The sequence below is a fragment of the Nonomuraea sp. NPDC003754 genome, assembly GCF_053605785.1.
This window is the reverse complement of sequence record NZ_JBSGJX010000013.1, coordinates 165,817-186,550: the sequence shown is the minus strand read 5'-3', so window position 1 is coordinate 186,550 and position 20,734 is coordinate 165,817. Positions and strand designations below refer to the sequence as shown.

At 70.4% G+C, this 20,734-nt stretch carries 21 protein-coding genes; 11 read left to right on the top strand and 10 right to left on the bottom strand.

Annotated features, from left to right (window positions below; translation table 11 throughout):
* Positions 1–25: 25 nt before the first annotated feature.
* Entirely contained in the window at positions 26–820 is a 795-nt protein-coding gene (locus tag ACWEVS_RS18765) for an alpha/beta fold hydrolase (protein WP_452552529.1), read from the bottom strand.
* Positions 821–876: 56 nt separating this feature from the next.
* Here ACWEVS_RS18765 and ACWEVS_RS18760 point away from each other — a divergent pair, with 56 nt between their 5' ends.
* Entirely contained in the window at positions 877–1,326 is a 450-nt protein-coding gene (locus tag ACWEVS_RS18760) for a MarR family winged helix-turn-helix transcriptional regulator (protein WP_452413476.1), read from the top strand.
* Between the two features lie 30 nt (positions 1,327–1,356).
* Here the strand turns inward: ACWEVS_RS18760 and ACWEVS_RS18755 are convergent, their stop codons facing one another.
* From ACWEVS_RS18755 to ACWEVS_RS18740, 4 genes are all read right to left on the bottom strand, one after another.
* Positions 1,357–2,121, bottom strand: a complete 765-nt coding sequence (locus ACWEVS_RS18755) for an SDR family NAD(P)-dependent oxidoreductase (RefSeq protein WP_452552527.1) — start codon at positions 2,119–2,121, stop codon at positions 1,357–1,359.
* Positions 2,118–2,939, bottom strand: a complete 822-nt coding sequence (locus tag ACWEVS_RS18750) for a DUF4432 domain-containing protein (protein WP_452552525.1) — start codon at positions 2,937–2,939, stop codon at positions 2,118–2,120. Before ACWEVS_RS18750 ends, ACWEVS_RS18755 begins: the two co-directional genes overlap by 4 nt.
* Positions 2,936–4,039 (bottom strand): DUF4185 domain-containing protein, encoded by a 1,104-nt coding sequence (locus ACWEVS_RS18745; RefSeq protein WP_452552523.1) that lies wholly within the window; start codon positions 4,037–4,039, stop codon positions 2,936–2,938. The genes ACWEVS_RS18750 and ACWEVS_RS18745 overlap by 4 nt, the downstream gene beginning before the upstream one ends.
* 141 nt (positions 4,040–4,180) lie before the next feature.
* Entirely contained in the window at positions 4,181–4,891 is a 711-nt protein-coding gene (locus tag ACWEVS_RS18740; protein ID WP_449922031.1) for an NADPH-dependent F420 reductase, read from the bottom strand.
* A gap of 79 nt (positions 4,892–4,970) precedes the next feature.
* Here ACWEVS_RS18740 and ACWEVS_RS18735 point away from each other — a divergent pair, with 79 nt between their 5' ends.
* A complete protein-coding gene (locus ACWEVS_RS18735; RefSeq protein ID WP_452552520.1) occupies positions 4,971–5,372 on the top strand; it encodes a winged helix-turn-helix transcriptional regulator in 402 nt (133 codons plus the stop codon).
* A gap of 44 nt (positions 5,373–5,416) precedes the next feature.
* On the opposite strand, the gene ACWEVS_RS18730 is transcribed toward ACWEVS_RS18735, so the two are convergent.
* Positions 5,417–5,881, bottom strand: a complete 465-nt coding sequence (locus tag ACWEVS_RS18730) for a hypothetical protein (RefSeq protein ID WP_452552519.1) — start codon at positions 5,879–5,881, stop codon at positions 5,417–5,419.
* Positions 5,878–6,471, bottom strand: a complete 594-nt coding sequence (locus ACWEVS_RS18725; RefSeq protein WP_452552517.1) for a winged helix-turn-helix domain-containing protein — start codon at positions 6,469–6,471, stop codon at positions 5,878–5,880. Before ACWEVS_RS18725 ends, ACWEVS_RS18730 begins: the two co-directional genes overlap by 4 nt.
* 643 nt (positions 6,472–7,114) lie before the next feature.
* Here ACWEVS_RS18725 and ACWEVS_RS18720 point away from each other — a divergent pair.
* Together ACWEVS_RS18720 and ACWEVS_RS18715 are read left to right on the top strand one after the other, a co-directional pair.
* Positions 7,115–7,327, top strand: coding sequence for a hypothetical protein (locus ACWEVS_RS18720; RefSeq protein ID WP_449922028.1), 213 nt, complete (start codon positions 7,115–7,117; stop codon positions 7,325–7,327).
* Positions 7,320–7,766: a type II toxin-antitoxin system VapC family toxin gene (locus ACWEVS_RS18715; RefSeq protein WP_449922027.1), complete on the top strand. Its 447-nt coding sequence runs from the start codon at positions 7,320–7,322 to the stop codon at positions 7,764–7,766. Before ACWEVS_RS18720 ends, ACWEVS_RS18715 begins: the two co-directional genes overlap by 8 nt.
* Positions 7,767–8,156: 390 nt before the next feature.
* On the opposite strand, the gene ACWEVS_RS18710 is transcribed toward ACWEVS_RS18715, so the two are convergent.
* Together ACWEVS_RS18710 and ACWEVS_RS18705 are read right to left on the bottom strand one after the other, a co-directional pair.
* Positions 8,157–8,780: a response regulator gene (locus tag ACWEVS_RS18710; protein ID WP_452552564.1), complete on the bottom strand. Its 624-nt coding sequence runs from the start codon at positions 8,778–8,780 to the stop codon at positions 8,157–8,159.
* Positions 8,719–10,038 (bottom strand): sensor histidine kinase, encoded by a 1,320-nt coding sequence (locus ACWEVS_RS18705; protein ID WP_452552515.1) that lies wholly within the window; start codon positions 10,036–10,038, stop codon positions 8,719–8,721. Before ACWEVS_RS18705 ends, ACWEVS_RS18710 begins: the two co-directional genes overlap by 62 nt.
* A 158-nt stretch (positions 10,039–10,196) precedes the next feature.
* Here ACWEVS_RS18705 and ACWEVS_RS18700 point away from each other — a divergent pair, with 158 nt between their 5' ends.
* The 7 genes from ACWEVS_RS18700 (at position 10,197) to ACWEVS_RS18670 (ending at position 19,687) form a co-directional block, all read left to right on the top strand.
* The gene (locus tag ACWEVS_RS18700) at positions 10,197–11,222 is read left to right on the top strand and encodes a hypothetical protein (RefSeq protein WP_452552513.1); all 1,026 of its coding nucleotides are present in this window, start codon (positions 10,197–10,199) and stop codon (positions 11,220–11,222) included.
* Positions 11,219–13,021 carry an alpha/beta fold hydrolase gene (locus ACWEVS_RS18695; RefSeq protein ID WP_452552511.1) on the top strand — a complete coding sequence of 601 codons (1,803 nt, stop codon included), beginning with the start codon at positions 11,219–11,221 and terminating at the stop codon, positions 13,019–13,021. Before ACWEVS_RS18700 ends, ACWEVS_RS18695 begins: the two co-directional genes overlap by 4 nt.
* Before the next feature lie 105 nt (positions 13,022–13,126).
* Complete coding sequence (locus tag ACWEVS_RS18690; RefSeq protein WP_452552509.1) at positions 13,127–14,737, top strand: ABC-F family ATP-binding cassette domain-containing protein; 1,611 nt, start codon at positions 13,127–13,129, stop codon at positions 14,735–14,737.
* Between the two features lie 74 nt (positions 14,738–14,811).
* Positions 14,812–15,609: a hypothetical protein gene (locus ACWEVS_RS18685; RefSeq protein ID WP_449922018.1), complete on the top strand. Its 798-nt coding sequence runs from the start codon at positions 14,812–14,814 to the stop codon at positions 15,607–15,609.
* 401 nt (positions 15,610–16,010) lie between these two features.
* Positions 16,011–17,786, top strand: coding sequence for a hypothetical protein (locus ACWEVS_RS18680; RefSeq protein WP_452552507.1), 1,776 nt, complete (start codon positions 16,011–16,013; stop codon positions 17,784–17,786).
* Positions 17,787–17,791: 5 nt separating this feature from the next.
* Positions 17,792–18,433, top strand: coding sequence for a hypothetical protein (locus tag ACWEVS_RS18675; protein WP_449922015.1), 642 nt, complete (start codon positions 17,792–17,794; stop codon positions 18,431–18,433).
* Positions 18,434–18,520: 87 nt separating this feature from the next.
* The gene (locus ACWEVS_RS18670; protein ID WP_449922013.1) at positions 18,521–19,687 is read left to right on the top strand and encodes an NlpC/P60 family protein; all 1,167 of its coding nucleotides are present in this window, start codon (positions 18,521–18,523) and stop codon (positions 19,685–19,687) included.
* A 355-nt stretch (positions 19,688–20,042) separates the two neighbouring features.
* Here ACWEVS_RS18670 and ACWEVS_RS18665 read toward each other — a convergent pair whose 3' ends face one another.
* On the bottom strand, positions 20,043–20,540 hold the full coding sequence (locus tag ACWEVS_RS18665) for an inorganic diphosphatase (protein ID WP_354909332.1): 498 nt from the start codon (positions 20,538–20,540) through the stop codon (positions 20,043–20,045).
* Between the last annotated feature and the right edge of the window lie 194 nt (positions 20,541–20,734).

Below are 20,734 nucleotides of genomic sequence, written 5' to 3'. Positions count from 1 at the left end.
TGAGCGACCTGAGCGACCTCAGCCCTTAGCCGAGCAGCCGCCTGATCCCGTCCGCGTACGCGCGCGGATGGGTCAGGTTGCCGTTGTGGCCGCCGGGCAGCACCTCCAGCTCGGCGCCCACGAGCGTGGCCAGTTCCTCGGCGCACCGGTAGTCGAACACCCCCCGCGGCGTCGTACGGCCGGCGACGGGGACGATCCGCACGGGTGAGCGGCGCAGCGCCTCGGGGTCGAGCCGATCCTCCCTGATCGCGGTGAGGTCGTGGCGCAGGAAGTGCGTGAAGTTGGCGACCCGCTGCGGCGTCATGGGGAACGGGGTGAGGTCCGGCTCCTTGTCGTCGCTGTCGGGGTCGATGCCGAGCACCTCGGCCACCAGCTTGACGGCGGGCACGAGCCCCTCGCGCTCGAAGACCTCCTGGACCTCGGCCAGCTCCCGCACGTGACGTTCCATGAGGTCGCCGGGCAGCAGCCACGGCGCGACGGGCTCGTGCGCGATGAGGGTGTGGATCTGCTCGGGATGCCTGGCCGCCAGGTGGAGCCCGAGCGCGGCGCCGAAGCTGCAGCCGAGCATGGCCGCCGGCTGGTCGGTCACCTCCGCGAGGATCCGGTGGACGTCCTCGGCGTGCTCGGCCATGGAGATCGTGACGGCGGGGTCGTCGAGCGCGCTGCGCGAGAGCCCCCTGCGGTCGTAGGTGACGACGGTGAAGTCGCCGACCAGCCGGTCGACCAGGTCCTTGCCCCTGTCAGCGTCGCCCTCGCCGCTCTGCGACAGCAGCAGCACCGGGCCGTCGCCCCTGACCTCGACGTGGATGTGGTTCGTCATGGCTCTCACCATAAAGCATCAAATTTGATGCATCAAGTCTGATGTAGTCTGGGGACATGAACGGAGTGGAGCTGTTCCTGCTGGGCCGTACGCTGATGAAGATCGGCGAGGAGTCCATGCCGACCGAGGGGATCGGCCCGCGGACCACGAGCGTGCGCACGGTGCTGATCGTGGTCAGCGACCTGCGCGCGCACCCCGAGACCACGGTCGGGGAGGTCGCCGCTCGCACCGGGCTGCCGCAGAGCGCGGTGTCGGCCGCCGTCGCCCGGCTGAAGGAGGCGGGCGCCGTCGTCACCGCGCCCGACCCGGCCGACCGCAGGCGTCAGGTGATCACACCCGCGCCGGCCCTGTCGGACAGGGTGACGCAGGTGCGGTCCACGCCGATCGACGGCCCGCTCGCCGCGGCACTCGGCACCACGGACCCCGGCGAGATCGGCGAGGTGATCGCGCTGCTCGAGCAGCTCGCCGGTCGGCTGACGCCCGGCGCGGTGACCAGGCTGCGGTGAGTCGAACCCCGGCGGGCACGGTCGTCGCTGTCAGTCGGGCAGCGCGGCTGGATTGCGGGCGAGCAGGCCGCCGTCGACCCGGTGCTCGGCGCCGGTGATGAACGACGAGCGCGGCCCGGCGAGGAAGGCGACCAGTTCGGCCACCTCCTCCGGCCGCGCCACCCTGCCCAGCGGATGGGCCCGGCCCCACGCCGCGACCTGCTCGTCCTGCGACAGCGGCCCGCGCCACAGGTCGGCCGCCCAGCGCAGCATCGGGGTGTCGACCGAGCCGGGGCACACGACGTTCACCCTGATCCCGTCGGCGGCGTGATCGAGGGCCATCGCCCTGGTCAGGCCGTTCAGCGCGGCCTTGCTCGCGGTGTAGGCGGCTACGTGCGCCTGGGAGGCGAAGGCCTGCACCGACGACATGACGACGATCGACCCGCCGCCCCGCCTGCGCAGCGCCGGAACGGCCGCCTTGCAGGTCAGGAAGACACCCTTGAGGTTGATGTCGAGCACCTCGTCCCAGACCTCGACCGGCGTGTCCTCCACGGTGCCGTACCGCTGCACGCCCGCGCAGGTCGCCACGATGTCCAGCCCGCCGTACCTGGACTCGGCCAGCTCGACCAGCTCGCGCATCCGCTCCCCGTCGCGCACGTCCGCGACGACCCCGGTGACCCGCTCGCCCCCGAACGGCGCCTCCGTCCCGCAGTAGACGACCGCCGCGCCCGCCCCTGCCAGCCGCTCGACGACCGCCTTCCCGATGCCCATCGACCCGCCCGTGACCAGGGCCACCTTGCCGTCGAACTCGCTCACGTCATCACCTCCGCACGCACCCATGAGGTCCTGGACTCGCCGGGCCCGAGGAGCATCGCGGTCCCGTTGTCCACGGCCGTGGCCAGGCCGTCCGTCGGCATGCCGGAGAACGGCTCCAGCCCCACCACGTACGCCCTGCCCCACCACGGCCAGTCCTTCGTGGCACCGGCCTCCTGCCACAGCCACAGGTACGGCATGGCGCCCGCGTCCCACTCCACCCGCAGGCCGACCCCGGCCAGCACCTCGTACCATCCCGTGTCGAAGCCTGTCAGATAGACGATCTCGCTGGGCGCCCCCTCCGGCGGCGCCACGAACAGCTCCGCCGCCCGCCGTCCGAGCGGATCGATCGACGAGGGGTGCGGGATCACCGTCACCCCCTCGGAGGCGATCCTGAACACCTTCTCCACCCGGTACGGCAGGCGCCGCGTGCGCACCGCCAGCCGTACCGCGACCTCCTCGGGCGAGTCGGACAGCACCTCCACCGACCACGGCAGCCCCGCGACCTCGCCGTGCTGGGCCAGCCGCGCGCCCCGGTACACGCTGGGCGCGCCGCCGTTGGGGAAGACCTCCTGCCAGCCGCCCTCGTAGTGGTCGAGGAACGCGCCCACGTCGTCGGCCGCCTGCTGCGGGAGCGGCCTGCGCAGCCCCTGCGGCGAGAGCCACACCAGGTCGGTGTCGGTCGGCTTGTGCAGGAACTCCACGACGTCGCCGCCCTTGCCGGCCAGCACGGTCAAGCGCAGCCGCTCGTTCTCCAGGACGAGCGCGCGCATGCCCTCGACCGTGATCTCCCGCAGCCGGGCGGCCCAGTTGCGCGTCACTCGAACGCCAGGTCCAGGAAGCGCGGGCGGTAGATCGTCACGTCGCGATAGTGATCGGTGTTGACGAAGCTGTTGACGTTGTAGGAGACCACGAGCCCGGGTCCGGCGATCTCCGGGTGCGCGTGGGCGTTGTAGGTGAAGATGTTCCCGCCGGTCTCGGGTGTGGTGTAGACGGTGGTCTTGTTCCCGAACGGCCCGTACGGCGTGCAGCCGGTGTAGGCGACGATCCTGGAGCTCAGCACCTCCGTGGTGTCGTGCGTGATCAGCACGTAGCCGTCGCCGACCCGGCTGACGGAGTACTCGTTGGCCACGCCCTCCATCAGGCGGGCCGAGTCGGCCTGGTTCCTCGACCAGGTGCCGTCCGCCTTCAGGTACTCCCACGTGCCGAGCAGGCTGGCGCCCCTGACCCTGGCCAGGTGCATGTACTTGGGCGAGCCCAGGTCCTCCACGCCGTAGACGTAGGTGTGGCGGCCGTCCCTGTGGACGGCGGACGCCCACGCCACCTTGCGCCCCGACGGCAGGTCGTGCACGCTGATCGGCCGGTCGAGGCGCCCGGGGGCGAAGCGGGCGACCACGTTGCGGTGCCAGCGCCAGTCCCACGGGCCGGTGCCGAACCGCTCGTACTCCTGGTAGGTGACCTCCAGGACGCCGCCGGTGAGCGTGGCGTCGCCGGCCCAGTACCAGTGGTCCTTGTCGCGGGGCGGCATCACGGCCTTGGGGTCCTCGGCGGTGCCTCCGTAGATCGTGGACAGCCGGCCGTCGCGCTCCACCGCGAAGGAGTTGTTGAGGAAGACGGTCGTGCCGCCCTCCTCCCTGACCGGCGGGCGGGAGCCGTCCGGGTTGACCTGGCCGAGGAAGGTGTCGGAGAACACCCACAGCTCCTTGCCGTCGGGAAGCCTGACGGAGTAGGTGCCGTCGGCGCCCGTCCAGTCGTCCAGGCGGCTGTTGTCGTTGCCGTACGCGGTGAACAGGGAGGTCAGCCTGGCGTCGGTGCCGGCGCCGCGGAAGGTGGGCAGGTCGCAGGCGGCGGCCAGGGCGGCCGCGGGGGCGCCGGCGATCGTGGTGAGGACGAGAACGAGAGACAGCAGGAGTCGCCGCATCACGGGCCCCTATCAGATGGGGGATGTCCTCGTAGTTCTAGTCATTAGATGACTTATTGTCTAGTAGTTCTTGCCGTCCTGCTGTACTTCTCGCCCTGAGCGCCCTCACGCCGCGGCGTCGACGCCGTCGAACGGCAGGCTCTAGGAGTTCGGCGAGGCCTGTGCCGGTGTCGGGAAGGCGAACCGCGGCTCCGTTCCTGACCACCACGCCCCGATGGCGAACGCCGCCGTCGCCTCGATGTAGACCGCGCGGGCCAGCCCCCCGCAGGGCATGGGGGTGCAGCCCATCGACGTGATCAGTTCGGTGACCTGGTCGAGGCTGCCCGGATCGTCCCCGCAGAACGGCACGGCCAGCGGGGCGCCCTCGAAAGCCGGGCGCGGCAGCGTCCAGATGCTCTCGTGGCACAGGTTGAACGCCTTGACCACGTGGGCCCCCGGCGCGGCCTCCGCCATCCGCCGGGCGACCGACGTCGTGCCGCCTGTCGTCAGCATCAGCCCGCCGTCGGCCGGCGCGATGGGGTTCGTGCAGTCGACGACCGTCCGCCCGCTGAGGGTGCCGGCGAGCCCCTCCACCACCTTCGGCGCCACGTCCGCGGGGACCGCCACGAGGACGAGGTCGCCGTGGGCCGCCCCGTCCGTGAGAGTCCCGTACCCCGCGGCGCCGATACGGGCCGCCGTCGCGGCGGCCGCGGCCCGGTCGCGTCCGCCGACCAGCACGTCGTGCCCCGCGCGGACCCACGCGCCGCCCAGTGTCGTGGCCATCATGCCCGTGCCGAGGATGCCGATACGCATGGTGTGACTCCTGACTCCTGACTCCGGATCGTCGGCGACCCGGCAGTGCCGAGGTGACATCGCAGGTGATGCCGGTCCCCGACGGTAGGTGGCCCGATGCGCACCACGTGGTGTCCGTCGGAGCGGGCAGGATGGGGGCGTGGAGAATCTCCCCGACCTGCCGGAGCTCGCGTACACCTCCGACTGCCGGGCGCGCATGGCGTTCGAGGTGCTCGCGAACCGCTGGGACAGCGTCGTCGTGTACACGCTCGGCCAGAGCGGTCCGATGCGGCCACGTGAACTGGTCGCCCGGATCGGCGGGATCCGCCCCAAGGTCCTCACCGAGGCACTGCGGCGCCTGGAGTACAACGGCCTGGTCGACCGCCGGGCGTACGCGGAGGCGCCACCGCGCGTGGACTACGCGCTGACAGAGGCCGGTGTCGCGCTGCTCGGCCCGATGCGGGCGATGGGCGTGTGGGCCGCACGGTACGGCGACGCCGTCCTGGACGCGCAGGACCGGTTCGAGGAACGTAACGAGGCGCACCGCCGTACCGGCAGCTAGCCCCCGCCCACCAGCGAAGGCGGGCTCTCGCGGGTGAAGCAGGATCAGTACGGGCTCATCTGATCCAGCACCCTGGCGGCGAGAGCAACAAACTCCTTCGCTTTCTGCGTGTCTCGAGCGACGTCGTCGGATGTGATCTCTGGAGTGTCGAGCCGAGGGTATTCGGCGCTGTTGCGTCGGCGGCGCATGCGGTCGAACGAGCGGAGCGACTGGCCGAGTGGTGGATCCAGTTGGGCCGTCACGGCATCCAGGACGGCGATATGACCACCCCTGCTGGTGGCACGCAGGCCCTGGTTCTCCAGGATCGAGGCGAGTGCTTTTCGCGAGGCGTCGTAGAGAAGCTGGTACGCACCTGTCGGGTCGGTTTCCGCACCCTTGTGGGCGAGTTCGATGTGCCGCTCAGCTTGGCTGATCAAGGTGTCGGCGTGCTGCCGACTGGGTGGGACCCGTTCCAGTTGACCCGACGACAGCATGCTTTCGATCTGGTCGCGTCCTTGCATCCATCTCATGTGGTGCTCCGCCTCTGGATCAGGAGGTACAGGGGCTTGCTCCGCAATGACGTCACGAACGGGTCGTCGGTATGGCTGGTCCATGATGTCGATGAGATCCGGCTGACGTTTACCTCGCGGCCGAGCGTGCGCTCGGCGGTCCGTGCCGCGTCATAGAGTGCGTCGGCGTCTGCGGATCCCACGATCAGAACGTCGACGTCCCGGGGTGGCGGTCCGGCGTGATTGGCGTATCTGGCGGCCCATGAACCGTAGATGTAGGCCTCGTCGATCCCGGAGATCGGTTCGAGGAGAGGCGGCAGGACGGCTGCCGGACCGTACGTCACGGCCAGAAGATCGGTGAGCGGTTTCGCGACGATGGTGTCCATGTCGGCACGGATGAGACGCAGGTTGCCATGCCGCCTCTCAACGGTCAGTCCGGCGCCGGAAAGCCGATCCGCCTCGCGGCTCACTGTTGACTGTGACGCACCCACATATGTGGCGAGATCGGTTGTGGAGTATTCGTTCTCCGGATGGAGGTACAGCCAGGCGAGTATCTCGCCGACGGTGTTGGACCGTAGCAGGGGCAGCAGCACCGGCGGGGTTGCCCTCATAGCTGCATATTACCATGCAGCACATGCAAGTTCAGTCACTCTATGTGACGTGAATTCTACGAAATGAAGCCTGCGGAGAGCCCGCAAGGCCGGAAATCGGGATGCTCGCCCGCCAGGTCCCCGGATACCCCCGCCCGAGCGGTGGGACACCTCAAGTGCAGGCCATGAAACCCACCTAGCGTCAGCGACCCCTGCGCTTGTCGGTCTGTTTGGGGTGTCCGGTGCCCGCCCTAGTGCGCGGTTGTCGTCATCGATGGCGTACCAGATGCGGCCACTCCGAAGTCGCCTCGTACTGCCACTGCTCCAGGAATTCTCCTCCTACCTTCACCGCGCCCAGCGCGCCTTTGAGAGGGTGCTGGCGGTTGTCCACGTGACACCCGCGCCCGGTCCAGGTTTTCCCGGGCCTGGGAGAGCAGGTGGTTCCACCCTTCAGCGGCACGACGGCTTCTCCGCGGTGTGGCCGGCCGTGCGCGCTGAAAACAGGATGCCCGCCCGCGAAACGCCCATGTAGCCTGCGCGAGGACCTCTGAAAGGGAATCGCCATGGGACACGGTGGGGCACTTCACGTGCAAGCCATGACGCCTATGGTCGCGCTAACGGCGAGGCGCTGCCGTCGATCATGCCTGAATCGTAGACTCCGTATATGAGCGCGATGCGTGACGAGCTCCACTCGCTGGTCGACCAGTTGCCCGAGGACCAGGTGCCGCCGGTGCTGGCACTCGTCCGTGAGAACATCGCAGCGACACGCCGCCGTGAGGGAGCAGCGCTGACCCTGGAACGGATCCGGGAGCGGATGCGTGGAGTAACGGGCGTGGACGAAGAGCTCCATCGCCTTCGGGACGAGTCGCGTGGCTGACGCCTACGTCGTCGATACGGGCGTGTTCCTGAGGTGGTTTGTCGATCAACCTGGCTTCGAGCATGCTCGCGAAATTCAAGAGGCCTTCCTGCACGATCAGGTCGGGCTGGAGACAGCCGATTTCGCGCGCATCGAAGTCGCGGGAGTCTTGCGGAAGAAGGGGCTTCTCGCCGGTCGCCTGACGGCTGAAGAGTTCGTCGCGGCCGTCCGGGTCATTGATGAGTTCGGGGTTCGCGTCCACCAGGTCGACGCAGACCGGCTCGAGAGAGCCGCCACTCTGGCGGTGCGGCTCACCCTCCGCATGTATGACGCGATCTTCGCCCAACTGGCGCTCGACAGAGCTATTCCGTTGCTCACAACTGATGCCAAGCTCTGCCACGCGGTCGAGGGAGTCGTGAAGACCGAACTTCTCCGGGGTGTGGCCGGCCGTGCGCGCTGAAAAGAGGATGCCCGCCCGCGAAACGCCCATGTAGCCTGCGCGAGGACCTCTGAAAGGGAATCGCCATGGGACACGTCGAGGTGGGACACCTCACGTGCAACCCGTGACCCCCATGCCGCGCCGCGAGATTGCCGTCTTCTTCTGGCCTGATTACTGGCCCCGCATTCCTTGATACACGTACACGCACGTGCTCCCGGACATCGAACGAGCGACCGTCGAGGCGGCCGCCAAGAAGCTGTTCGGGTGATCAGAGAACGCACGAGTGGCCGGATTCCTGGCGAGGTCAGGCCTCTTGGCTGTCAAAATGGCTGTCGTCGCCCTTTTGGGCAAGATCGATGACCGCCGTTTTGGCTGGTAGGGCGCCTGGGACTCGAACCCGGGATCTGTCGATCAAGAAGCGCGGACAAGGCGGTTCTCGTAGGCGAAGATCACGGCTTGGATTCTGTCACGGAGCTTGAGCTTGGCCAGGATGCGGCCCACATGGGTCTTCACTGTGCCCTCGGACAGGAGCAGCCGACCGGCGATCTCGGCGTTGGACCGGCCGAGCGCGATCTGTTGGAGGATCTCGCGTTCCCGTGGGGTCAGCGCGGCCAGTGGGTCAGGACCGTCATCGGGCACCGGGAGGTCGGCGGCGATGTGGTCGATGAGCCGACGGGTGGTGGACGGTGCGATGACCGCGTCGCCACGGTGCACGGTGCGGATCGCGGCCAACAGGTCCTCCGGCGGTGCATCCTTGACCAGGAAACCGCTGGCTCCGGCCCGCAGCGCGGCGAAGGCGTACTTGTCGAGGTCGAACGTGGTGAGCACGACCACCCGGGGCGTAGGTCCGGGACGAGCGAGCAAGCGGTGGGTCGCCTCAACCCCGCCCATACGTGGCATCCGGACGTCCATCAGGACCACGTCGGCGGTCGTGACGGCCAGTTTCTCCAGCGCTTCGGCGCCGTCGCCGGCCTCACCGGCGACCATCATGTCGGGCTGAGCCTCGACCACCATCACGAAGCCGGCCCGGACCATCACCTGGTCGTCGACGAAGAACACTCTGATCGTCACGTCTGCCCCTTCGCTCCGGTCCGCCGGGGTACGGCAGGCGGGCGGACACGTGGAACCCACCGGCCGTTGCCGGTCCGGCGGTAACCGTACCGCCGAAGGCAAGGAATCGCTCGCGCATGCCGACCAGGCCGAGCCTTGCGCCGTCGCCGGGCCCGCCGGGATCCCCGGGGCCGTCGTCCTGGACCCGCACCGCAAGCTCGGCCGTCTCCCAGCTCAGCACCACCAGGGCCCGGCGGCCGGCGCCCGCGTGCTTGAGCGTGTTCGTCAGCGACTCCTGGACCAGCCGGTAGACCGCCAGTTCGGCGGCGGGGCTGAGCCGCCGCTCGGTGCCGTCCTGCCGGAACGTCACCTCCAGCCCGGCGGCCCTGGTCCCCTCCAGCAGCCGGGGCAGCTCGGCCAGCGTCGGCGCGGAGTCTCCGGACTCGGGCTCCAGCGGCGTGTCGGCGCGCAGCACGCCCAGCAGGCCGCGCATGTCCGCCAGCGCGTGGCGTCCGGCGTCGGCGATCGTGGCGAGGATGTCCGCAGCCCGGCCAGGATCGGCGCCTACCGCATAGGTGCCGCCCTGCGCCTGGCTGATCACCACTGACAGCGAGTGCGAGACCACGTCGTGGATCTCTCTGGCGATCCGGGCTCGCTCGTCGCTTACGGCCCGTCGGGCGCGTTCCTCCCGATCGGCTTCCGCTCTGCGCGCCCGATCCTCCAGCGAGGCCAGGTACGCCCGCTGCGTCCGGCGCCACATGCCGAGGCTCCACGCCACCATGGTGACGGCGAGCAGGAAGAGGAAGACGTACGCCGGGGGCAGGCCGGCCGCCTGGCGCGGGTTGAGCCAGAACCGTGCGCCGACGGCTGCGGATCCGAGCACGGCCGCGGCCGGCCCCCAGCCCAGAGCACGCCGCGATCCGTAGGCGCACACCGAGTAGAGCGACCACGGAAACACCAGCATCGACGGTGGCAGCAGCAGGACCCCGGTGCCGGCCAGCATCGCCGCGCATCCCACCGAGACCGCGCCGAAGGACGCCAACGGCATTGTGCGCCGCAAGCCCATCGCGGTGTGCGCCAGTAGAGCACCCGCGAACGCGAGCGGCGCGGGGCCGGGAGTCGCGGTCAGCACGAGCCAGGTCCAGCCCAGCAGCGGCAGGCCCACCAGCGTGGCCAGGGCGGCGTCGGCGAGCGGCGGCCGTGCCCTGGCCTGCGAGAGCAGCCGTCCGATCGCCTGTGACATGGCCCTGAGTCTACGAACGGGCAAGGGCGCGCCGCGTCTGCCCAGGGGCGGAGCCGCGTATGCCTGAGGTCGTATCTTTCCTGGCCCTCGGGCAGACGCGGGAGCGGCGTCCGCGGAGGGAGTGTGGGATCACCGAACGAACATCGAACGGAGACCTCATGAGACAACGATCACCTGTTGCGGGTTATCTCGCCGCCGGCTGGGCGGCGGCGTACGCGGGATTGCGCGCCTACTGGACGATGGGCGGTGAGTGGCTCGCCGTGCGCTGCAGCGCCACCGAGGCCGCCACGGCCACCGCCGCGGATCCGTGCGCCAGCCGGCCGCTGCCCGAGTTGGACGGCCTGGCCGGGTGGGGGAGCGTGCTCGCGCTGGCCGCGATGGCCGTGCTGGCGCTGGCCACGGTGCGGCCCTTCGGGCAGCGGATCCCGCGCACGGGCCTGCTTGCGGCGACCTGGATCGGCGCGCTGGCGCTGCTGTGCTTCGGCGGCCAGATCCTGCTGCTCAACCTGCTGCGGGTGCTCTTGTGGATCACCGGGTTGCCCGGCTGGGCGGCCGAGCCGTACTGGACGCTGTTCGTCGACCAGCTCATCGTGCTCGCCGGCGTCGGGGCGCTCGCCGTCGCCGCCTGGTCCTACCAGCGTCGCACGCGCCCCGAGTCGGTGGACGTGCGAGCTGTCGGCCGCCGGCTGCGCCGGTTCGGCTGGGCCGCGACGCTGGCGCCGCTGCCCTACGCGACGCTCAAGGCGGTGTGGGCCCTGGGCTACCCGGTGGGCGGCTACCGTGAATCGGGGCTGGTGGGTGCGCACCACTGGTACAGCCCGTTGGCCGATTTCAGCGTCACCATTCCGGTGTTCGGCGCGCTGTGCGCGGTCGCGCTGATCCAGGGCTGGGCCCGGTGGGTGCCCCGCCGGCTGGTGCTGGGCGCCGGCTGGATCGGTGGCGTCGGCCTGCTGTCCATGGGGCTGCCGGCGGCGGTGACCACGATCGGTGAGTTCGTCGGCCTTGCCGAGCTCCCGACCGCGCCCGGCAGCGCGAACCTGTGGGTGATCGGCCTGACCTACGGCGGGTTCCTGTTCTGGGGCACGGCCCTGGTCGGTCTGATCACCTGCTATCAGGCGCTCACCCAGCATCCAGCCCCCGCCCGATTCCCCGGTCCGGCCGTACAGGAAGCAAGCATTCGATGAGGAAGATTCTGACGTGCGCCTTGGCGGTGCTGGCGCTTCTCGCGACCGTGCAGCCGCCAGTGCAGGCCGCGACCGCCCCGTGCGCGCACGCGACCGAACGCTGCGACGCCACCCTGGAGACACCGCTGGACCCGGCGAACGCGGCGGGAGAGAAACTCTCGATCTCCTACGCCTGGGTGCCGGCCAGGGACCGGACGCGCCCGCCCGTCGGCACGGTCCTTGTCCTGCCCGGCGGGCCCGCGCCCTCCCTATGGGCGGTCGACAGCACCAAGGCCTGGCTCGGGCCCGCCCTCGACCACCAGAACCTGCTCATGCTCGACCAGCGCGGCTGGGGCGGATCGAGCCCGCTGGCCTGCCCAGGACTCGACGTGGCCGAGCCGGCTACCGTACGGCAGTGCGCCGACCGCGCCCGCTTCTTCAATACCGCCCATGCGACACGTGACATTGAAGCCCTGCGTGCCGCACTCGGCGTGCCGAAGCTGACCATTTACGGCTATTCCTGGGGCACCCTGCTCGCCCAGGCGTACGCGGCCAGGTACCCGGACAGGATCCGCGCGGTGCTGCTCGACAGCGTGCTGTCGATCGACTCCCGCGGCTACGCGGACATGTCCTTCGCGCCCACCGCCCGCCGCGGGATGGCCAACCTCGCCGCTGTCTGCCTGCCCTCGGCGCAATGCCGGCGGCTGCCCGGCCAGCCGGTCGCGCGCTGGACGGCGCTGATCAAGCAACTGCGATCGCGTTCCGACCCGCAGGTGTCGGTCCGCGCCCTGGCCCGTCTCACCGGCAACCTGGCCGATCCGGCCATCGGCAGGGAGGCCAACGCCGCCGCCGACGCCTTCCTGCGCGGCGACGTCGCGCCCCTGCGCCGCCTGGTCGCCAGGTTTCCCGATCCGGGGGCGATGCCCAGCACCCCGGCGCAGCTGGCTTACGTCTGTGCGGACTCGGCGCTGCCGTACGACCGGGCGGCGGGCTTGGAGAGGCGACGCGAGCAGCTGGCCCGGTACCGATCCCAGCAGCCACCGCGTCCCTACACTGCCGCAGAGGCGTTCGGAGTCGCAGGGGAGGCCGCCAACTGGTGTCTCACCTGGCCGACTCCGAACCCGACGCCGCCGGTGCCCGCCAAACCCGCCTACCCGTGGGTGCCCGCGCTGGCCGTCGGCGGCCAGTTCGACACCAGCACCCCGCCGGACAACGCGATCGTGGCAGCGCGGCGATTCGGCGGCACGGCCGTGGCAGTGCCGTTCGGCGCGCACATCGGTGCCTCGGTCGGGCAGAGCGGCTACCACCTGTGCCTGCAGACCATCGTGCGGTCGTTCGTGACCCACCTCGGCGTTCCCGCAGGGGTGGACAGGTGCAGCGCGGAGAACTACCGCGCCACCGGCCGCTTCCCGCGCACCATGAGTGAGCTACCGCAGGCCCGCGTCCACGGGCTCGACCACGGCGAGCGGCAACTGCTGGCCGCCGCGTTCGCCACCGTGGACGACGCGCTGGCCGCCCGCAACCCGAACGCCGCGATGCCGCCTGGCGACGCCGCCGCCCCAGGGCTGCGTGGCGGGCGGATCGACTACCGCACCGGCGTGACACGTCTGGTCGCCGATCGGTTCGTCCCCGACGTTTCGGTGACCGGAGAGATCCGCACCGACGACGCCATGCGGGCCACGGCGATCGTCGAGATCACCCATGCCGGATCGACGGTGAAGGCCATCATCAACTGGACACCGTTCCAGGCGACCGGCTGGCCGACTGCCAACGGCACCCTCGACGGGACCGCCTTCCACGGCACCATCCCGAGGCTCTAGTGTTCTGGGCCGTCGGTGACACGTCGGCCAGCTCAAGGCAGGGGTTGGTGTAGGCGTGCGGTTATCCAGTAGCCAGACCTGATGCCGCTGTTTACTCTGTTCACCGTGTCACACGTTGAGGTTGGTCACCTCACCTACGTCCTGCCTGACGGGCGGCCGCTGCTCAACGACGTGTCCTTCCGCATCGGCGAGGGCGTCAAGGCCGCGCTCGTCGGGCCGAACGGGGCCGGCAAGACCACCCTGATGCGCCTGGTCGCCGGCGACATCCAGCCGGTCGAGGGCAGCGTGGCCAGCTCGGGCGGGCTGGGCGTCATGCGCCAGTTCATCGGCAGCATCCGCGACGGCAGCACGGCGCACGACCTGCTGCTCAGCGTCGCCCCACCCGCGGTACGGCAGGCGGCGCACCGCCTCGACCAGGCCGAGCTGGCGATGATGGAGCGCGACGACGAGAAGACCCAGATGCGCTACGCCCAGGCGATCACCGACTACACCGACGCGGGCGGCTACGACATCGAGGTGCTCTGGGACACCTGCACGATCGCGGCGCTCGGCGTGCCGTACGACAGGGTGAAGTACCGCGAGACGTCCACGCTGTCGGGCGGGGAGCAGAAGCGCCTGGTCCTGGAGGCGCTGCTGCGCGGGCCCGACCAGACGCTGCTGCTCGACGAGCCGGACAACTACCTCGACGTGCCCGGCAAGATCTGGCTGGAGCAGCAGCTCAACGAGACTCCGAAGACCGTCATGCTGGTCAGTCACGACCGGCGGCTGCTGGCCAACGCCGCCGACCGCATCGTCACGGTCGAGTCGGGCGGCGTCTGGATCCACGGTGGGGGGTTCGGCACCTACGCCGAGGCCCGCAAGGCCAGGAACGAGCGCCTCGACGAGCTGCGCAGGCGGTGGGACGAGGAGCACGCCAAGCTCAAGGCCCTGGTCAACATGCTCAAGAACAAGGCCAGGTACAACGACGGCATGGCGGCCGCCTACCACGCGTCCCAGACGCGGCTGCGCCGGTTCGAGGAGGCGGGGCCGCCGGAGGTGGCGCCGAGCGACCAGAAGATCAGCATGCGGCTGCGCGGCGGCCGTACGGGCAAGCGCGCGGTGATCAGCGAGAGCCTGGAGCTGACGGGCCTGATGAAGCCGTTCGACCTGGAGATCTGGTACGGCGAGCGCGTCGCCGTCCTCGGCTCGAACGGGTCGGGCAAGTCCCACTTCCTGCGCCTGCTGGCCGGGGAGCCGGTCGCGCACACGGGAGTGGCCAGGCTGGGCGCGCGCGTCGTGCCGGGACACTTCGCCCAGACGCACGCCCGCCCCGAGCTCCACGGCCGCACACCGTGCGAGATCGTCATGACCGAGCACGCCAAGCTCAAGAACGAGGCGATGAAGGTCCTGGCCCGTTACGAGCTCGCCGGGCTCATCGCCGACCAGCGCTTCGAGACGCTGTCGGGAGGGCAGCAGGCGCGGCTGCAGATCCTGCTGCTCGAACTGTCGGGCGCGACCCTGCTGCTGCTCGACGAGCCGACCGACAACCTCGACCTGGCAAGCGCCGAGGCGCTGCAGGAGGGGCTGAACGCCTTCGACGGCACGGTGGTCGCGGTCACGCACGACCGCTGGTTCGCCGATGACTTCGACAGGTTTCTGGTGTTCGGGGCGGATGGAAATGTGTACGAATCCGCCGAACCGGTGTGGGACGAAACACGCGTGGCCCGCCAACGCTGAACATTGACTAAAGAGTTGGTACGGCAGGCGCGTGTTCATGCCTGCCGTACCCGGAAACCGGTTATCACGGCAACGTGATTCCGCGTATCCGTACCATCGCCGCCTTCGCCCTCGTCCTCGTGGCGGGTTGTGCCGCGGCGGAGAAGCCACCTGTCCAGATGAAGCCGCTCGTGCTCAAAGAGCAGGCTTCGTCGGTCGCCAAGAGCGCCGACGGGTACGTCGTGAACTGGGCGGGCGTGCTGGTCAACAGCAACCCCTGGCACTTCGGCGAGCACGTCGTCGCCACGATCGTGGGGCGCGACGCCAAGGGCGCCGAGGTGGCCCGCATGGACCAGCCGCTCGACGCTGTCCCGCCGGGGGGCGACCTGCCCTTCACCGGGCAGATGCCGGCTTCAGGAAAGCCGGCGAAGGTGACGATCGAGTACCGCTCGACGCAGTGGCGGCAGGCGGCGCGCGTCCCGTCGTCGCTGCTGCCGTTCCCGATCACCAGGTCGCAGACCGTCAAGCAGAAGAACGGCAGCTACCTGGTCACCGGCGAGGTCGACAACCCCTACGTGCTGCCCGCCGGCAGCCTGGTCGTGACCGCGCTGCTGCGTGACCAGGCGGGCAAGCTGGTGGCCGGCGCCAGCACGTTCGTCGACGACGTGCGGGCGGGGAAGCCCCCGCGGTTCATCCTGACGGTCGAAGGGCTGCCCGCGACGGCGAAGGTGGCCATGACGGACGTGGTGGCCAGGACCTGGGGCTCGACCGGACGTCCTTACGAGGAGCTCGCGCTGGGCGGGGCGCAGCCGGTGCACACGGTCAAGCCGACGACCGCGCCGTTCGCGTACGACAAGGGACGGCAGATGCCGCCGGGCGAGAGCAAGCCCTGACGGCACCCTGATCCACGCCCCTGACGACCCGACGAGGGCCCGCGCTTTCCCGCGGGCCCTCTTTGTGCGCTGTCATTCGTGACATTTCCGGACGGGCTTTCTTTGGCGATCCGCTCGTCAATAAGACGATAAATCGGTCAGGGCTACGGGTTTTTCTTGGCGGACCCCAATGAACCGGTAGAACGGCAAGTTACCGATCCATTACCTTCGGTCACGTCGGCGCAGCGGCGGCGAGGCCGCGGCTCGCCTTCTCGGTCCCATCTGGCTGAAGGGAGGCCGGTCAGCGTGCCCGCAGTCCGCGTCAGGTGCTCGGCCGGCCCGCCCGGACATCACCCCTGCCGCAAGAGCGTGGAAAGGAGGGTGGCGCTGCTCCGAGCCATGGGTTCCGCGCCACACAACAGATGAACGACCGCGTCCTGGTCGAGGCTCTCCGCGCCCGCGACCCTGGTGCCCTCGCGGCGCTCTACGACACGCACGCCGAGGGCATCTACCACTACTGCTGGACCCTCCTCAGCAATCCCGACAGCGCCCAGGTCGCCCTGCGCGACACCCTGATCGCCGCCGAGGCCCACATCGGCGCCCTGGCCGAGCCCGACAGGTTGCGCGGCTGGCTCTACGCGCTGGCCAGGCAGGAGTGCCTGCGCCGGCGCACCGGCGGTGGCGGCGACGAGACCGAGGCGATGGTCGCGCTCCCTGCCCTGGCCGATCCCGCCGACGCCGACCTGCGCGTCATGGCGTGGAACGCCGTCCGCAGCCTGACGGCGGCCGACGCCGAGCTGCTCGAGCTGACCACCAGGCACGGCCTGTCCACGTTCGATGTCGCGGCGGTTCTCGGGGTCACGCCGCGCCAGATCGAGATCACCCACGAGGCGGCCGCCGAACGGCTCGGCGACGCGATCACCGCCGAGGTCCTCGCCCGGAAGGGTCCCTACGACTGCCCGCAGCGGGCCGCCATCCTCACCGGCTTCTCCGGCGAGCTGACCGCCGAGATGCGCGGGGAGGTGGTCGCCCACCTGGACAGGTGCGAGACCTGCGCGCCGCACCGGGCAGGGCAGGTGTCGATCGCGAAGGTCTTCGAGCTGATGCCCGCCGCGGCGCTGCCGGAGACGCTCAGGGTCAGGGTGATGAGCTGCTTCGCCGACCCCGAGCTGCTGCCGTACCGGAGGTATGTGGCGCGGCGGTCGGCCGCGCTGGACGCGGCCGGGTTTCCCCACGCGGGAGACGGGAGGGCGCGGCGCTGGTCGCAGGCGCTGGCGGGCGCGTTGGCGGCGGTCGCCGCCCTCGCGGCCATCGGCATGATCTTCACCTACTTCGGCAAGGAGGGTGACGGGATCACGGGCATCGCCTCGGGGGCGTTTCCCGCGACCGGGGAGCCGCCGGGGATCAGGTTGCCCTGGCTGCCGAACCCTCACGACACGCCGATCACGGTGGAGCCCATCCTCAACAGCTCGGCGACCTATCCCGTCGGGGCGCACCGGTCGACGGCGCCGGTGACCGCGACGACGCCGGACCCCGTGCCGGCGCCGCCGCGTGTCCCGTGGGTGCCCCAGCCGACCCGCACCGGCCCGGCACCGACGCCGCCGACGCTGACGCCGGGGGAGCCGCCGGGGACGAACCCGCCCCGTGACCACCACGGCAGTCCGACGAAGACGCCGTGCCCCACGAGGACGCCCACCCCCCGGCCCACCCTTACGGCGACGCCCACCGCCACCTCGCCCCCCACCCCGACCCCCAGCCCGACCCCCACGGCCACGCAGCCGGCGACGTCCCCGCCGCCCACTCCGGAGCCGACGGCCACGCGGCTGCCGACGGAGCCGCCCAAGCCGGATCCCACCCCCACTCCCGCGCCGACCGTCCCGCCGACGAAGGATCCGCAGCAGGGTTCAGGCGGTTCCGGCGGCCCGGGGTCCCCAGGTTCCGGATCCTCAGGTTCCGGGTCCACGGGTTCCGGATCCTCAGGTTCAGGATCCTCAGGTTCCGGGTCCACGGGTTCAGGATCCTCAGGTTCCGGGTCCACGGGTGCCGAAGGGTCGGGTGCCGGAGGGTCGAGGGCCGGGGGCGCGGCGTCCGGGGGCGGCGCGCCTGAGCGGGCAAGCGGCGGGACACCGGTGGTCACGGCCGCCGAGGAGTCCCCACAGGTCCTGACCGAGGCGCCGGCCAGGCAGGAGAACGCGTAAGCCCGGTGGAGCGCTTCACCGTCAAGGGGCACCGGGTCTGCCCGCTCCCCGTTCCCGGGGAACTGGCCGACCTGGTGCCCCGCGTCCATGAGATCGACTGGCCGACCTGGCTCGACCCCGGCCCCCGCATGCTCAGGGACGTGCTCGACCTGTCCCGCCTGCTCACCGCGCGCTCCCTCGCCACGCTCTCGTGGCTGGCCCGCGGCGACCCTCCCGCCGACCTCGACTGGTTGTGGACGAGGTGCAGGCTCGCCGGACCCCGCCAGGAGCGCATGTACGGCGCGGCCGCCGCCGTGCCCGACCCCGTGCTGGCCCTCGTCGTCGCCGACTGGACCTGGGTGCTCGGCACCGCCTACGGCGGCCGGGTCACCGCCCCCTACCTGGCGGGCGCCGCCTATCCCCGCGTCGGGCACCAGGCCGCCCACGCCACCATGACCCTTTACCAGACCTTCGAACGCCATCCCGAGGCGCGCCCGGCCATCGCCGCCGCGTGGGCCGCCGCCCGCGTCACCGCCGACTGGTGCAAGGCCGCCGAACTTCACGCTGCGTATGGGAGCGAGACGCCGGTCTTCGCCTACCCGAAGGGGGCGATACCGCCCTCGACGGGACTCCGGCCGTGGATAGAACGCCTACTCCGCCTGCGGTGATTACGTTACGTAAGTTTCATGTGTGCGCTGTGTGACTAATGGGAATCGTGTGCATAGAGTGACGACGCATGCGCAGGGGGGAATCGTATGCATACCGTCAGAACACGCCTGTTCGTCGCCTGTTGCATGGTGGCGACGTTGTGCCCACCGGCTGCCGCCGAGCCCGCGCCATCCGCGGGTGAGGTCGCCAGGGCGCGCGCCACCGTGAAGCAGCGGGCCAAGGCGCTCGGGGTGGCAAGCGTACGGCTGGCCGCGGCCAACACGCGGCTGGACGAGCTGGCCGTCAACGCCGGGCGGATGGTCGAGGCGTACAACGGCCAGATCGTCCGGCTGGACGGGGCGCGGGAGCGGCATTCCATGGCCATGGAGCGGCTGAAAGCGGCCGAGGACAGGGTGGCGGCGACGAAGGCCGCCGTCTCGATGCTGGCCACGCAGTCGTACGCGGGCATGGATCTCAGCAATCCCATGGTCAGCCTGTTCAGCGACGGCGGCGGGCTCGAGGGCTACCTGCACCGGACGAGCACGCTCGAATCCATCGGCCAGGAGCAGACCGAGAAGCTGAAACAGGTGCGCGACACCCAACAGGTGGCGACCGTGCTCCGCGCGCAGGCCGAGGACGCCTACACCGAGCAACAACGGGCCGCCGCGCAGGCCGAAGAGGCCAAGGCGGCGGCCGAGGCGGCGGTCGACACGCAGCAACGCGAGACCGAGGCCATCGAGGCGGAGAAGGTCACGCTGGAGAAACGCGTGGACGCGGCGCGCACCGAGGCCGAACAGCTGGCCAGGCAGCGGGCCACCGCGATGGAACAGGCCCGGCTGGAGCGACAACAGCGGCTGGCGAAGGCCAGCGGGGCCGGATCGGCCGCCAGATGGATGACACCAGGCCAGACGACGGGTGACGTCGTGGCCAACTGGGCGCTGACGCAGCTCGGCAAGCCGTACGTGTGGGCGGCCGCCGGCCCGTCGGGCTTTGACTGCTCCGGGCTCTCCATGCGGGCCTGGGAGAAGGTCGGGGTGCGGCTCGACCACTGGACGGGCACGCAGTGGAACGCGGGCCCGCACGTCCCTCTGAATCAGTTGCAGAGGGGTGACCTGCTGTTCTTCGGCAAGGTCACGAACAATCCCGGAGACATCCACCACGTGGGGATCTTCGTCGGGCGCGGCATGATGGTGCACGCGCCGCAGACGGGAGACGTGGTCCGCATCGCCTCCATGTGGCGCAGGGACCTGGTCGGCGCGACCCGTCCCCGCTAGGCCGCCCGGTCCGGCCGTACGCCGAGGGAATCCTCCAGCGACATCGCTTCCGCGAGACGTGAGCGTCCGGAAGCGCCGAGATCCGGCGGTGCGCACCATCCACCGCACGCCGGAGGACAACGGTCGCCGAGCGAGCGTCCACAAGACGCGAGGTTCCACAAGACGCGAGGTGCCACAAGCCGCGAGGTGCCACAAGCCGCGAGGTGCCACCAGGCGCGACGTGCCACGAAGCGCGACGTTCCACAAGGCGCGAGATTCGACGAGTCGCGGGTCCGCTGAGACGGACACACCCGCGAGACGGGAGGTCCCGTGAGACGTGAGCCACCACGAAACCCCGCGCCCCGCGGGGAAACCGTCAGTGGGCGGTGTAGCCCTGCTCCTTCGCGCGCTGGAACGAGCGCTCGATCTCGGCCTCGGCCTCGACGCGGCCCACCCAGTTGGCGCCCTCGACCGACTTGCCGGGCTCCAGGTCCTTGTACACCTCGAAGAAGTGCTGGATCTCCAGCCGGTCGAACTCCGCCACGTGGTGGATGTCGCGGATGTGCTCCATCCGCGGGTCGGTGGCGGGCACGCACAGGACCTTGTCGTCGCCGCCCTTCTCGTCGGTCATGCGGAACATGCCGACCGCGCGGCAGGTGATGTAGCAGCCGGGGAAGGTCGGCTCCTGCAGCAGCACGAGGGCGTCGAGCGGGTCGCCGTCCTCGCCGAGGGTGTGCTCGATGAAGCCGTAGTCGGCGGGGTACTGCGTGGAGGTGAACAGGAGCCGGTCAAGCCTGATCTTGCCGGTCTCGTGGTCCACTTCGTACTTGTTCCGTTGCCCCTTCGGAATTTCAACGACAACGTCGAACTCCACCGCGGTTCCTCCGCTCGAGCCCCCCGGGCACCCCCGGTTGGGCGTTAATGTCTCGTAGGCGAACTGAGAGAGAGGTCGGCGACGTGGTGCGGCGCGAGCGGTGGGTGGCGTTGACCACACTCGCCATGCTCCAGGCGGTGACGATCGTCGCCGGCGCGTACGCGCTGACGAACGATCTCAGCCTGGGCGCGCTG

Bases quoted from the DNA above. Each gene is read 5' to 3' on its own strand.
- ACWEVS_RS18765 (WP_452552529.1), bottom strand. From the start codon at position 820: ATGACGAACCACATCCACGTCGAGGTCAGGGGCGACGGCCCGGTGCTG.
- ACWEVS_RS18760 (WP_452413476.1), top strand. From the start codon at position 877: ATGAACGGAGTGGAGCTGTTCCTGCTGGGCCGTACGCTGATGAAGATC.
- ACWEVS_RS18745 (WP_452552523.1), bottom strand. From the start codon at position 4,039: ATGCGGCGACTCCTGCTGTCTCTCGTTCTCGTCCTCACCACGATCGCC.
- ACWEVS_RS18740 (WP_449922031.1), bottom strand. From the start codon at position 4,891: ATGTCACCTCGGCACTGCCGGGTCGCCGACGATCCGGAGTCAGGAGTC.
- ACWEVS_RS18730 (WP_452552519.1), bottom strand. From the start codon at position 5,881: ATGAGATGGATGCAAGGACGCGACCAGATCGAAAGCATGCTGTCGTCG.
- ACWEVS_RS18725 (WP_452552517.1), bottom strand. From the start codon at position 6,471: ATGAGGGCAACCCCGCCGGTGCTGCTGCCCCTGCTACGGTCCAACACC.
- ACWEVS_RS18720 (WP_449922028.1), top strand. From the start codon at position 7,115: ATGAGCGCGATGCGTGACGAGCTCCACTCGCTGGTCGACCAGTTGCCC.
- ACWEVS_RS18710 (WP_452552564.1), bottom strand. From the start codon at position 8,780: ATGGTCCGGGCCGGCTTCGTGATGGTGGTCGAGGCTCAGCCCGACATG.
- ACWEVS_RS18705 (WP_452552515.1), bottom strand. From the start codon at position 10,038: ATGTCACAGGCGATCGGACGGCTGCTCTCGCAGGCCAGGGCACGGCCG.
- ACWEVS_RS18700 (WP_452552513.1), top strand. From the start codon at position 10,197: ATGAGACAACGATCACCTGTTGCGGGTTATCTCGCCGCCGGCTGGGCG.
- ACWEVS_RS18695 (WP_452552511.1), top strand. From the start codon at position 11,219: ATGAGGAAGATTCTGACGTGCGCCTTGGCGGTGCTGGCGCTTCTCGCG.
- ACWEVS_RS18680 (WP_452552507.1), top strand. From the start codon at position 16,011: ATGAACGACCGCGTCCTGGTCGAGGCTCTCCGCGCCCGCGACCCTGGT.
- ACWEVS_RS18670 (WP_449922013.1), top strand. From the start codon at position 18,521: ATGCATACCGTCAGAACACGCCTGTTCGTCGCCTGTTGCATGGTGGCG.